The organism is Paenibacillus sp. FSL F4-0243 (genome assembly GCF_037963295.1).
Taxonomy (GTDB): Bacteria; Bacillota; Bacilli; order Paenibacillales; family Paenibacillaceae; genus Paenibacillus_AQ.
Window position 1 is genome coordinate 281,653 of the sequence record NZ_CP150151.1, and the last position, 12,835, is coordinate 294,487.

Sequence of the window (12,835 nt, forward strand, 5' to 3'; positions counted from 1 at the left end):
TATCACTTCGTCTCTTCCAAGAAAGAGTTAGTTACTTTCCCTAACTGGCGAATCTCTATGTTCATCTTTACGTTTACTGGTAAGTTAACAAAGGTTTGATCCCAATTATCCTTCAGTTTTTTCCACGCCTGTGGGTTAGAGCGATGGATGACCTCGCCAAATCCAAAAATATCGGATTTGTATTCTTGTTGTACTTTTTTAATCGTAGTCTGGAATAAATGCTCTACTTTCACGTTAGCGATTTGTTCTAATTCGGTGATGGTCTTTGGATTGGTGAGGTCTAGATTTCTACATTGAACTTCTCCTAAATCTGTTTCTATATGTTGCTCGATACTGATTTCTGGGTTGTTGCCATTCATGCTGCCTTTTACTTTTGATTCGGCCTTAAATATATCAAGAGATATCTTTTTATCTTTATCTCGGGGACAATTAATGAAGGAAATCGTACTCTTTACCTTATTCGTTAAATAGTTATACACTTTTGATTCCTCTTGGTTTAGCCAACCGATCAATTTGTCCTCTTTGAATACGGCCAATCCAGAGTATTTCAATTCTGTTGGAGAATCTACGGTTTCTACATTCTTCGGAGTTTCTCCTGCATCTACATTTCCATTGATGACAACCCCTGTTAAGACTGGATTCTTACCCCTACTTACAAGTTCTGTAATCAGTGTTCCTAATGTCACAGTAGATGTAGGTGCCCATTTTTTCTCCGATGTTTCCAGGCTGGAAAACAATCGCACAGCAGGAATCTTTTCGAGGCTAGTTAATATTTTCAAAGTATCTTCTGCCCGTGCATCCTTTGCCACCACAATAAAGTAATCATTTCGCGCTTCGGTATCTCTTGACATGAAATCAAGAACGTCATTGATTCCCTCTTTAGCCAGAGCCTCGCTAAGGACTAAGATCCGCAGATGAGAGATGTAAATTTTACGTGGACTAATGGTTGTGATCTTCCTAAGCGCTTCATATACAGTATTTCCTGTCTCTTTGTAAAGGTTAACGGGTGATTGAGGACTTCCCCCTTTTGAGCCAGCGATTTGACTGGGTAAAACCACTTGTGCAGAAACTTGATATTGATCTCCGATCTTATCGATGCCGATCCCTACGGCAATCGCGAGATCATTCATTTCCTGTCGACTCCAGCAACCAGTTAACCCAATTTGTATGAGAACAAGAAGACAAAGTAGAAGTGATCTTCGTTTCATGGTGTATTCCTCCGTTAGATCTCTCGGGTTTAGTCCCATTATTTTTAAGATAACCAGGCATTTACCATGTCGGCTACAGGTTTATAGATGAACACCATCCAGGCTAACGGGTCTGAGATCGAGATATTCATGACGTAAATCAGACTAAAAAAAGTTCCCAGCAACAGAAGAAATAAAAAAACCCAAAATTCCTTGATTAAATTTTTCCTCAGCATAAGAGGCACTTCGAAGGCTATAATAACGGCTACAATGATGAGGATCACTACTATACCCAATGTTCACAACCTCCCAAACAATCTTTAGTTCCGAGATGTTAAGTCTTTGCTGAGTGCTCTACGAAAGATGCCCATACTTAATAACACAAACGGTACAAAAATACCGAAGGTTATAACATAGTACACCCAATAATTATCAAAAATAGCGTTATAATAAGTGAAATTCGGAGCAATGATTGGAGCGAGTGCCACTAAAATCATCCCTGTGGGTAAGGATAACACGCGATAATCTTTTAATTTTAATAATTGGGACAACCCCAGAACGAAAGCATAGAAGTACAAAGTTACTTTTATAAACAAAGTTAACATCCATTGTAGAGCTATCATGGCTTCAACCCGTTCGAAGAATCCGCCAACTGATATACGCCTTGCGATGTTATAACTGGGATAGATATCTCTAGTCGTCAGATCCGGACCTAACACCAGGATGGAGACGGTGAGCGTAATAAAAATTACAATACCGCCTAGAAGCGTACCCAGTAAGAAACTCTTTGTTATCATTTTTTGTTGATTTACATAAGGAAGTATCATGAGAAAGACAACTGTTTCTAAAAAGGTGTAAGTAGTGATGGAGATAGCCCCTCTTAGAACAGGCTTTATTCCGTCCTCCAATACGGGCAGTATTCTGACAATTTCCATCTGGGGAATAATAGCAATCGTCTGGATTAGGAATAAGACAATGAACATAGGAATGAAGAGCTCGCTAGCTCGCCCTATAACCTCAATACCGAGTCGTATTGCCATAATCATAATCAGTATAAACAAGATTAGAGTGGCCGGAATAGGGGTTCCAGGTAACATTTCCGAGGTCACAAAATCACCGATTTCTCGCATACTTCCAACGGAAACCATAAGAAAATAGATTAAAAATGTAAGGGATATAATAGTTCCTATCCATTTTCCAAAAGCCTTTTGAATCACTTGAATAAGCGTTAAATTGGGATATGACTTTGCGAACTTGCTGTACATATAGACTGCTAATAAACCTGCTACCATCCCAATTAAAGTGGAAATCCAGGCATTTTGTCTGGCGTATTCTGTAGTGGAAGAGGGAATTATAAGGATAGAATCGCCAATAGTAAGGAGCATGACAAGAATGGTTAGCTGACGGGCACTTATTTTTCCCTTTTCTAACATGGTTTCGTTCACTCCTAATGATTACTTCATTTCTTCCAAGAAAGAGTTAGTTACTTTCCCAAACAAGCGAATTTAACAAAGATTTTCGTTTCATAGTTTATTCCTCCGTCAGATCTCCCGGTTTTTCCGGCGGTGTACTCTTTTCCCGAACGAGATTTTTTTGATTGATTAGCTTAGGACGGGTAAACATAGCCCAACGAGGCATTCGGAAAAAGGTGTCCTTTTGATCAACAAGATTAAACGGAGCTAGCGGGCTCATATAAGGAACTCCAAAGGAGCGTAAACTGCACATGTGCAGAACAATCGCAATAATTCCGATAATGATCCCGAACAATCCGAAGGAAGCGGCTAGAAACATCATTGGGAAACGAAGCATTCTGACCGTCAAGGCGAGATCAAAGGCTGGTAGAACAAAGCTGGAGATTGCCGTGACAGCAACGACAATGAGCATGGCGGCAGAAACAATGCCAGCATCTACTGCAGCCGTTCCAATGACTAGCGTTCCCACTATAGAGACAGATTGGGCTATGGTTTGAGGCATACGCACGCTGGCTTCTCTTAGAATCTCAAAAGCAAGCTCCATTAAGAGGGCTTCAATAAACGCTGGAAGCGGTACGCCTTCCCGTTGAGCAGCTAAGCTAATGAGTAGGGTTGTAGGCAACATCTCTTGATGGAAAGTAGTAATAGCTACATATAAGGATGGGGCTAAAAGAGAAATGAATATACAGAAATAACGGAGCATCCGAACTAAGGTACCAACATCTGCACGTTGGTAGTAATCCTCAGCGGTCTGCATGAAGGAAACGAATGTAGTAGGAACCGTCATGACTATAGGCGTTCCATCTACTAAAATAGCTACTTTTCCTTCCATAAGCGCAGCTGCAATAACATCAGGTCGTTCGGTATGATGAATCGTTGGAAATGGAGTATAGGTTTCATCCTCAATTAATTCCTCGATATAACCACTCTCCAAAATGCCATCGATGTCGATTCGATCTAAACGTGTATGTACTTCTTGTACAATCCCATCATCTACAATTCCTTTGATATACATAATGGATACATCGGTTTGGGTCACACGTCCGATTTGTTGTGTTTCTAACCACAGATTAGGATCTTTTATTTTCCGCCGGATTAATGCAGTGTTGGTACGCAAGCTTTCTGTGAAGGCTTCCTTAGGTCCACGGATCACCGTTTCTGTAGCACTTTCCGTGACACCACGGTCTTTCCAACCACGCATGCCAATCGTGAAGCCCTTAGCGTATCCATCTAGTAAAAGGATCACATCTCCTGATAATAGGGAGTTTAGCAAAGAATGGAACTCCATCGCATCTTTGATATCACCTACGGTAAGCATGTGATTTTTTAATAAGGAATAGTTGTCACTATCAGGCTCTAAGCTCAAATCTGGAATTTCTAAGACAAGAGACTCCAGAATGAAATCCTGAATAGCTTTACTGTCAGCAAGTCCATCTGTATAGAAAATAGCGGCTTTCATTTGTTGCTTGGAGCCAATGAAGAAATCTCTGATCACAAGGTCTGTGCTATTGCCGAGCGTCTTTTTTATATGTTCAATATTATCTTGAAGGTTTTCTTTGAGAGGTTCTTTAGGTAATTCTCTAGTGGGGTTGGGGTGCCCTAATGTAGGGTTTTTGAATATTTTAGTTATTGTTCTGTTTAGAAATCCCATAGTTGTTATCCCTCTTCCGCAAACTGCTGTGAAATTAGCTATTACCAAAATGCGGTGGGATTATTCTTTGAATAGTCAACTGCAGGTTTGGGGATGAACATGCAAAAAAGCCGTCGAGAGAATCTCGACAGCTAGGGTTAGAACTAGGTATTTAAGAACTTTAGGACGTCCAGTCGTTATATAAATGTTTCTCAGTTAGGATGGACAACAACTGGATACCGACCTCATTATGGCCACCTTCAGGGATGATCAAATCGGCGTATTTTTTGGATGGCTCAATAAAAGCTTCGTGCATCGGTTTAACCGTGCTCAAATATTGATGATGGATCGATTGAATGCTCCGACCGCGTTCCTCGATATCGCGGAGTACCCGGCGGAGGATGCGTACATCAGGATCAGCATCAACAAAGACTTTGATATCAAGCATATCGCGGAGGTTCTCGTCGGATAGAACATGGAGTCCCTCGATGATTACAATATTGTTGGGTTTCAGTTCTACAGTCTCCGTAGTGGAGCGGGCATGAACTGTAAAGTCATACACCGGTGCATATGCAGTCTGATCTTCTCGCAGACATTTAAGATGCTCAATAAGCAGCTCGTTATCGAAAGCGAAAGGATGATCGTAATTGATGGATTCACGTTCAGCGAAGCTGAGGTGTGAATGATCTTTATAGTAGTTATCTTGAGATATGAAAGTTACCTTTCCCGTTCCAAGACGGTCAATGACGGAGCGGGCTACGGTTGTTTTTCCCGAGCCGGTGCCGCCGGCGATACCAATGATGAGCATGTGATTCAATAACCCTCCCTAAGATTGCCGTTGCAATTCCAATATTGTAGCACAGCGCTCATGTTTTTTCACCTTAGATCGGGTAAAATTAAGATGGGATTTTTTGAAATTCGTCTATATTAGGGACAAGGCAAACACGGAAGGGGCAATTCTACCAATGAACGGAAAAAAATCAATGCAAGAGGCGTTTAATGAAACGACTTATCGAATCGTAGGACATGGGGATCGAGATGTTCAAGTCTTGAAGGAAGCCTTTGAAGCTGTAGAGAATAGTACACCATCTGATATTTATGGATCGGGAAAGGTGATTGAGGATTTCCAGTCGGAAATGGCGAAGCTTTTGGGAAAAGAAACAGCAGTCTTCTTTCCGAGTGGAACGATGGCACAGCAAATCGCTTTAAGAATATGGTGTGATGAAAAAGGACTCAAGAGCGTCGCCTATCACCCTTTATGTCATTTAGAGATCCATGAGCAGGATGGGTTGAAGGAATTGCATCATATCGAGCCTGTCCTACTTGCGGATAAGAATCGACTAATTACCTTGGATGATGTATTACAAATGAAGGATGATATTGCTTGTCTGCTGCTTGAATTGCCACAGCGTGAGATTGGCGGACAGTTACCAGAGTATCAGGAGCTTGAAGCGATTTCTGCACATTGCCGTGCTCGGGGAATTAAGCTGCATTTGGATGGCGCAAGATTGCTTGAGACGCTTCCTTATTATGGAAAGACAGCTGCTGAGATCTGCGCCCTCTTTGATAGTGTCTATATCTCACTGTATAAAGGAATCGGAGGAATTGCTGGCGCGATTCTTGCAGGCGGTGAGGAGTTTACGAAGCAATCGAAGATATGGAAACGGCGGCATGGTGGCGACCTAATCAGTCTGTATCCATACATTATTTCCTCTGATTATTACTACCAGCAAAGAGTAGATAAGATGCAGCAGTATTATGAAGGGGCTAAAGAGCTTGCTGCTTTAGTTAATCAATGTCATGCGGTGACTACGTTACCTGCTGAGCCTGTCTCCAACATGTTTCATATGCATTTTCAAATGTCTAGGGAGAGCATTGAACCGATCCTGTCTTCTGCATATGAGGCAACAGGAATCGGTTTAAGCGCAGCGATAAGACCAACGGGAGAACATAGTTCTTATTGTGAGATCAGTATTGGAGACAAGTACGCCGACATCCCTAAAGAAGAGGTAAAAGGATTCTTACTGCTGCTCGATAAGCTAATGCGTGAATCATCTTCCGAGCAGCGTTCGAAGTAACGAGATCCGTAATAATTGTTTTTTAATAAGTTTTGTACGGAATTCATTTCTTAATTGATTGTAGATCGGCGGGCAATGGTTAAGGGCCCAATGATACATGAATTTAAAGTCTGTGGCGTCTTTCGCAGAATTTAATAAATAGTATGAGATCGTATCATAAGCATTATGGTTAAACCATTCCGTCATTTCCTGCTCGTGATAACCATATTTCTGAACGGCCATATTCTTAATTAACAGCTTCTCCTCCAAATTCTCAATTAAGAATCGCTGACTCAAATTAAAAGTAATGTTGTCCCCGTGTAATCTGTACACACCGGCAAGGGTATCTATGAAGCCAGCATCACCGATGAGCAAGGAACGCAGATAAATAGAAGCATCGTTAACCATGTTCATATTCAGGATATCCATAGCCATTAAAGCCTCACGCTTAAAGACAGTTGTTAAGGTGGAGGAGGGCTTCGGATATCCTTTTTTCTCGAAATTCATGAAATAATCCTGCTTCTTAATAATCCTGCTTAGCTGTAGGCTACTGATCTTCAGTTGCTTGGCCTTTGAAAATTCAAGAAACACATTAGCAGCCACAAATGATATTTCGGGATGGTGATTGTGAAAGTCCACAGCCTTACTTAAATAACTCATATCAATCAGATAGTCATCATCATCGAGAAAAAGAACATACTCCCCATCACCATGAGCAGCAAAAGCCTTACGGCGATTATTTCCCGGTCCGCTATTTTTTTCGTTTCGCATGTAGATTACCCGTGACTCGCCCCCGAAGTTTTGATACATTAACTCTTCCGTGCCATCTGTAGAGCAATCATCAATAACTGTGATCTCTATATAAGGATAGTCTTGCTTTAAGATGCTTTGGATCGCTTGATTTAGAAATGCCTTTCTATTGTAAGTAGTGATAATGACACTAACCTTGGGATATTCGGCAAAGGAAAGGAGTGCTGAGTGTGAAGTATCCGTATGGGAGGACTGATGTTTGATTGCAACGATCCTATGGATTAACCCGTCAATTTCTTCGTTCACAATACTGAATTGCTCTGACAGATAGAACCTTAATGCATCTTCTGAAGCTCTCCCTGTGAGATAAGCACGGATCACCTCAGATAAGATTTCTAGATAGGTTTTAACTTGCGGATTTTGTTCTTTATCTATGATCAGGCGGCATCGTTGGAATATCTCTTGATCATCCAATTGAAGGGCAGATGAATGGTTGATTTCATCATTAAGGTCATTTAGAAAGACGTAACAGGCTTGCTGCAAAACCTCGCTATGATCCATTTGGGGGCCTCCTGCTGTGTTATTTGGATAAACCACTTACCTTAGGTCTAGCTGCAATTTTACTTTTGAGTTTATATCGATACGTTTTGAGATGCCCCCATGTATACAGGAATACTTCCCGTTCCATTAAGGAGGCAATGACGAAATATACGGGCAGGATCACAAGCCCTAACAGTACACCCCACAACATAATTCCTGCATAGGAATGGATAGGGATGTCGATGGCGCTGGAGATCAGAATAATGCCCACAAAAACTACTGCATTCGTTAGCCATCTTCTAAAAGTGACCCAAGGGCTCCGATCCAGCAGATGTCTGCTAGCATAGACCACGATATCTATGGAACGGTACAAGAGAGCGGCTATCGTCCCCATCAATACACCGTAAATCCCCATAAAGATAACGAAGACAATAGAAGCGACTAGATTGATAGCGGATTCTAGAATGGAACGGTTCTGTGTGTTCTTGAAATGTCCGGCGATCGTAATCACATTATTGGAGGAAGCTCTGGCATTGGTTAATAATTTGATGACTACGAACAGGATCGGCAGCCACATATCGATATAATTCACGTCATTTACCCCAGCGGTATACAGTTTCATAAAAGGTAGAATTAGAATGTAAGCTACCGTTAGAATCGAGAAAATGAGCCCCATAAAATACACTTCGTAAGCATCATAAAATTTAATAAAGGCTTCTTTACTCTCATGAAAGCTCTGGCCGAGAGCAGCCTTCACGCTTCCGTTTATGGTTTGGACGATGTTATCTACAATCGTAAAAATCATGTTGTACATGACATAAATGCTGACGATCTTTAAGTTCGTAAATATAGTCAGGATTAGCACGTCAGTATTTCTAAACACTAAGTAGGAGATCTCATGGACTAAGACAGAATTTTTTTGACCAATGGCTTCATAGTCTGGTTTAAGATTTAGGTTGATCCATTTGTAATGCTTATTGATATAAATATAGAAGACGACGATTTGAAGTATGGTCAGTATGAAGTATGAAGCTTGCACAGCGATGATGTTAACGCCTTGAAGTAATAACAGAATCCGAATTACATTGTTCAGAATATTAGCGACAGTGACTATAGAAGTTTCAACATAGCTTTTTCCCTCAGCAGCGAGGAGTACTTTGAATTTCCCTTGGAAATAATAATTGATCGCTCCGCCCATTCCTGTGAGTAAAATAATGAGCATAATCGATAATCGATCGATGTCAGAAGTGATCACTAATGGATACACGGTGGCGATTAGAAGGACGGCGAAGAAATAATAAATGCCTGTTTTTTTATAATAGCTAGAGGTGGCGGCCAAAATAGAGTTGATGTGGTTCTTATCATCCGAAGCTACTGGCTTATATAGGGCTTGGATCGAAGCGGCGCCTACGCCGGCTTCCAGCAGTGCCAAATAACTAATAATTTGTACAATAGAAGCGATTAAACCATTGGCCTCTGAGCCATAGTTGACCATAATCAGTCGGGGTATAAAAAAACCGAGGATGATCGTAATGAGCTGACTCCCGAGTCCAAAAGATAAGTTAAGAATGCTCCGCTTGGCTCTCATAACGTATCCTCCTTTCGTAAAGCGATAAATACGTATCCAGATGCTCGAAATGCCTTTCGGCATGTTTGGCTTGCGGCGTGACATCCATATAGTGAGTAGTCATACTTTCAAAAACCTGCGCAGGCTGGAGCTGCTCCAGTGTAGTGAAATCGGTATATAGCCCTTTGAACTGGGCATCTTCCATTACATTGATCATTTTTTTGCTGTAAGCGACGGGAAACACTGGTTTACCCAATACCCAGCCGAGGATCATCGCATGGAATCTTGAAGCTACGATAAAGCTGGAATGGGCTAGAACGGCCAAGACCTCTTCCATATTCGTTTTATATAAATGCACTTGGGTGGCATCCTCATAGGAGGGGCCCATAAGATTCCGGATTTCCTCAATCGCCAGCTGATCGCCTTCGTGTTCACAAAATGACATGAAATGAACAGCGTAGCCTTTTTCAATGAAATAAATTGCGAGTTCTTTCATTTTTTCATAATAGAGGTTGTCAAAACCGTTCAGACCTTTAGCAGAAGGCTTAATGACGGATAAGACGATATAATCCTCTGGTTCGGTTTGAAGACCTGACGGGTTAAGCTGAAAAATAATATCGGGTGCTAAACGGACATGATCCAGATCCTCAAATAAATCATAAGAGTACTTTTCTCTAAAGCAGATGTCTGTATAGTCCTTAAAAATCCGCCTGTGTTCCTCATAATATTCTTTATCTGTGTAAGGGCCGAAATTCGATCCTAATAAATAGTAGGGCTTATTCTTATTCCGAATAGCTTCTGCGTTCTTGAAATGCTCTTCCCAATGCTCTGCCTGCATAAAAATCGATCCGCCGATATGAACAACGCCATCGGAGTGGTCTGCCATATATTTTTGCACCAGATTATGTATCTTTAATCTTCTGCAAATATAGGCAATACCTCTTAAGAAAATGGAATCGGAAGGAATCACTTTGAGATTCTTGATCTCTTTGAAGCATAGCTTGTATAGGTGTGGAGCGCAGATTCTGAACTCCGTATCCGGATATCTCTCGCACAACACCTTTATGAATAAATCATCGCCCAAATTAAATTCGGTATAGGCATAGATCAGCATCTTTTTCATATTCTAGATTCCCTTCGCTTGAACCTGGATAAGCTTCTCTCCACAGAAATGAATCTGTGATATAGAAGCGGGGAGATTAAGAATGCTCGGATATAAAGGGCTAATCTTCGATCATTGCCCCTATAACGTCTTATGAGTTCATACATTTCTTGATTTAGTTCAGGATAGGTATGATCGATGTCGCGAAGTAACTCCTGAATGCTTACCCCTTCTGTCTCATTTAGACAGGTCTTTATGTTGAAAAAGTAATTCTCGATCAGCTCACGATTTCTTATATAAGGGGATATCGTATCCAACTGCTCAAAGGGATGTGCCTGAAAGTAGGCATCGACCCGTTTGAATACATCGACGACATCAAATTTTTTCACATTATAGCTGTTGGAAATTGACGTGTTTCTTTGTAAATAAAACGATAGAATATCTGGAAGCGTGACAACTCTGGCGGCTCTGGATAAGGCTTTGTAGATGAATTCCTGATCTTCTCCATTCACACAGCATTCCGTATATTGGAGATCATGAAGGAGTAACAATTCCCGTTTGTACGCAATGCTCCCTGTCCATATTCGTAAGCTTTTGTCCACAAAAATATGAGTCAGAGCTTCACTGCCTGTTATGTCGCTATAAGCGGATGTATAACTCAAAGTAGTGACTCCATCCTCTGAAACATGGTTATAACCCCAGCAGATAATCTCGGGGCCAGCGTCATGGATATAGGTATGAATGGTCCGCACTAAGTCTGCAGAAATATAATCATCTCCATCCAGAAACAACACATAATTCCCTGTGGCTTCTGCTAGGCCTCTATTTCTAGCCGAACTAACCCCCTGATTCTCTGTTCGAATGACTTTGCAGGAAAGGGTGGGGTGAAGTGCGAGAATATTTGCTATAACGTTGTAAGTGTTATCCGTAGATCCGTCATCCACGATAATAACCTCGAAATGCGGTTCACTTTGGGTAAGGAGTGAATTAAACATAGGGGTTATATAATGTTCTATATTGTATACTGGGACCACAATGCTTAGATTCATGTGCTGCTCCTTTCCTTGGTAGAACTGGATAAATAGCTATCTTAAGCTTACCCTCCGTCTCAAAAGATTGTATATACTACTTTAGTTTACTTATTGCTACCTCTATTTTGTTGTAACATTACGCGAATAATAATTATTACAGTATGTAAAATGACAATCATATCGATTGGTATAACATATATAGAAAGTCTATAAAATCATGAACGCTCGAAGCGGAGGGACCTATGATGCAGCTGCAAAAAATATTCGTGAACGGTGAGAGATTAAAGAATACGATTGAGACATTTGCGGATTATGGGCGTACAGATAACAACGGCGTGACCCGGTTATCGCTGACGGAAGAGGATCTTAAGGTTCGGGAATATTTTTGCGCTTGCTGTGAAGAGCTGGGGATGTCTGTGAAGATGGACGACATGGGCACGATGTACGCTACGCTTGCGGGTGTAGCATCTGGACCTCCTATCGTAATTGGTTCGCATATGGATACTGTGAAAAAAGGCGGCAGATTCGATGGCGTACTAGGCGTGATCGCTGGACTAGAGGTGGTGCGCACACTCGTGGATCACGGAATAAAGCCGAGGCTACCAGTGACCATTATGAATTTCACAAATGAAGAAGGAGCTCGCTTTGAGCCTTCGATGATGGCCTCTGGTGTGCTGTCCGGGAAGTTCGATAAGGCGACAATGCTGAATAAAAAAGATCCAGAGGGCATTACTTTTGGAGAAGCGCTCGAGAAAAGTGGGTATAAGGGAGAAATGAGCAATCGTATTACCGAAGCCACTGCTTATTTGGAGCTTCATATCGAGCAAGGTCCTGTGCTAGAACAAGAAGAACTGTCGATTGGTCTGGTGGACTGTGTAGTTGGCATGGCCTGTTATGAGATTGAGGTGACGGGGGAATCGGATCATGCGGGCACTACGCCTATGGCAATGCGCAAGGATGCCTTGTTCGCTGCCACGGATTTGATCACGGAGCTTAGAAGCAAGCTTAGTGCGCTCGATTCTGAACTGGTGTATACCATGGGCAGAATGAATGTGTTTCCTAATATTCATACCGTCATTCCCAATAAAGTGATCTTCACCATTGAGGCTAGACATAAAGATATGGAGATTGTCCGTGAGGTGGAAGCTATTATTCATAGCTTGCCGGAGATGCTACTGGACTGCGGAGTAAGTAAGACCAAGCTTTGGGGTAGAGAGACTGTTTGGTTTGACCGGGGGATATGTGATTTAGTGGAGCAAGCGACACAAGTCTTAGGTTATTCTAATCGGAAGATTGCTAGTGGCGCAGGGCATGATGCTCAGTTTGTAGCTAGCTTTCTGCCATCCGCGATGGTGTTTGTACCTAGTGTGAAGGGAAAAAGCCATTGTGAAGAGGAGCTTACCTCTTATGAAGACTGTGAAAAAGGGGTAAATGTAATCTTAGAAACGGTGATGTTATTGTTGTCAAAGTAATACGCGTTACTAAACATAACATTCCAA

General features: G+C 41.6%; 11 protein-coding genes. 2 read left to right on the forward strand and 9 right to left on the reverse strand.

Translation table 11 applies throughout. The features are described from left to right. Positions 1 to 2 precede the first annotated feature (2 nt). The 5 genes from NSS87_RS01310 to udk form a co-directional block, all read right to left on the reverse strand. Positions 3 to 1,208: a Ger(x)C family spore germination protein gene (locus tag NSS87_RS01310; RefSeq protein ID WP_339244334.1), complete on the reverse strand. Its 1,206-nt coding sequence runs from the start codon at positions 1,206 to 1,208 to the stop codon at positions 3 to 5. 44 nt (positions 1,209 to 1,252) lie between these two features. After that, positions 1,253 to 1,483 (reverse strand): hypothetical protein, encoded by a 231-nt coding sequence (locus NSS87_RS01315; protein ID WP_339244335.1) that lies wholly within the window; start codon positions 1,481 to 1,483, stop codon positions 1,253 to 1,255. Positions 1,484 to 1,507: 24 nt separating this feature from the next. After that, positions 1,508 to 2,620 carry an endospore germination permease gene (locus NSS87_RS01320; RefSeq protein ID WP_076286653.1) on the reverse strand — a complete coding sequence of 371 codons (1,113 nt, stop codon included), beginning with the start codon at positions 2,618 to 2,620 and terminating at the stop codon, positions 1,508 to 1,510. Between the two features lie 97 nt (positions 2,621 to 2,717). Beyond that, positions 2,718 to 4,310 (reverse strand): spore germination protein, encoded by a 1,593-nt coding sequence (locus tag NSS87_RS01325; protein WP_339244337.1) that lies wholly within the window; start codon positions 4,308 to 4,310, stop codon positions 2,718 to 2,720. A 160-nt stretch (positions 4,311 to 4,470) separates the two neighbouring features. Continuing rightward, positions 4,471 to 5,097 carry a uridine kinase gene (gene udk / locus NSS87_RS01330; protein WP_042184138.1) on the reverse strand — a complete coding sequence of 209 codons (627 nt, stop codon included), beginning with the start codon at positions 5,095 to 5,097 and terminating at the stop codon, positions 4,471 to 4,473. Positions 5,098 to 5,254: 157 nt separating this feature from the next. Here udk and NSS87_RS01335 point away from each other — a divergent pair, with 157 nt between their 5' ends. Next, positions 5,255 to 6,367, forward strand: a complete 1,113-nt coding sequence (locus NSS87_RS01335) for a beta-eliminating lyase-related protein (protein WP_339244338.1) — start codon at positions 5,255 to 5,257, stop codon at positions 6,365 to 6,367. Here the strand turns inward: NSS87_RS01335 and NSS87_RS01340 are convergent. From NSS87_RS01340 to NSS87_RS01355, 4 genes are read right to left on the reverse strand one after another with little or no spacing between them, the layout of a single operon-like run. Beyond that, entirely contained in the window at positions 6,341 to 7,657 is a 1,317-nt protein-coding gene (locus NSS87_RS01340; protein ID WP_339244339.1) for a glycosyltransferase family A protein, read from the reverse strand. The genes NSS87_RS01335 and NSS87_RS01340 overlap by 27 nt on opposite strands. Positions 7,658 to 7,676: 19 nt before the next feature. Beyond that, the gene (locus tag NSS87_RS01345; protein ID WP_339244340.1) at positions 7,677 to 9,224 is read right to left on the reverse strand and encodes a sugar isomerase; all 1,548 of its coding nucleotides are present in this window, start codon (positions 9,222 to 9,224) and stop codon (positions 7,677 to 7,679) included. Beyond that, positions 9,199 to 10,326, reverse strand: coding sequence for a polysaccharide pyruvyl transferase family protein (locus tag NSS87_RS01350; protein WP_339244341.1), 1,128 nt, complete (start codon positions 10,324 to 10,326; stop codon positions 9,199 to 9,201). The genes NSS87_RS01345 and NSS87_RS01350 overlap by 26 nt, the downstream gene beginning before the upstream one ends. Beyond that, positions 10,323 to 11,354: a glycosyltransferase family A protein gene (locus NSS87_RS01355; protein WP_339244342.1), complete on the reverse strand. Its 1,032-nt coding sequence runs from the start codon at positions 11,352 to 11,354 to the stop codon at positions 10,323 to 10,325. The genes NSS87_RS01350 and NSS87_RS01355 overlap by 4 nt, the downstream gene beginning before the upstream one ends. A gap of 227 nt (positions 11,355 to 11,581) precedes the next feature. Here NSS87_RS01355 and NSS87_RS01360 point away from each other — a divergent pair, with 227 nt between their 5' ends. Then, entirely contained in the window at positions 11,582 to 12,808 is a 1,227-nt protein-coding gene (locus tag NSS87_RS01360; RefSeq protein ID WP_339248377.1) for a Zn-dependent hydrolase, read from the forward strand. The last annotated feature ends 27 nt before the right edge of the window (positions 12,809 to 12,835 follow it).

Coding starts and splice junctions, on each gene's coding strand:
- NSS87_RS01325 (WP_339244337.1), bottom strand. CDS start 4,310: ATGGGATTTCTAAACAGAACAATAACTAAAATATTCAAAAACCCTACA.
- NSS87_RS01320 (WP_076286653.1), bottom strand. CDS start 2,620: ATGTTAGAAAAGGGAAAAATAAGTGCCCGTCAGCTAACCATTCTTGTC.
- NSS87_RS01310 (WP_339244334.1), bottom strand. CDS start 1,208: ATGAAACGAAGATCACTTCTACTTTGTCTTCTTGTTCTCATACAAATT.
- NSS87_RS01335 (WP_339244338.1), top strand. CDS start 5,255: ATGAACGGAAAAAAATCAATGCAAGAGGCGTTTAATGAAACGACTTAT.
- NSS87_RS01355 (WP_339244342.1), bottom strand. CDS start 11,354: ATGAATCTAAGCATTGTGGTCCCAGTATACAATATAGAACATTATATA.
- NSS87_RS01360 (WP_339248377.1), top strand. CDS start 11,582: ATGCAGCTGCAAAAAATATTCGTGAACGGTGAGAGATTAAAGAATACG.
- NSS87_RS01340 (WP_339244339.1), bottom strand. CDS start 7,657: ATGGATCATAGCGAGGTTTTGCAGCAAGCCTGTTACGTCTTTCTAAAT.
- NSS87_RS01345 (WP_339244340.1), bottom strand. CDS start 9,224: ATGAGAGCCAAGCGGAGCATTCTTAACTTATCTTTTGGACTCGGGAGT.
- NSS87_RS01350 (WP_339244341.1), bottom strand. CDS start 10,326: ATGAAAAAGATGCTGATCTATGCCTATACCGAATTTAATTTGGGCGAT.
- udk (WP_042184138.1), bottom strand. CDS start 5,097: ATGCTCATCATTGGTATCGCCGGCGGCACCGGCTCGGGAAAAACAACC.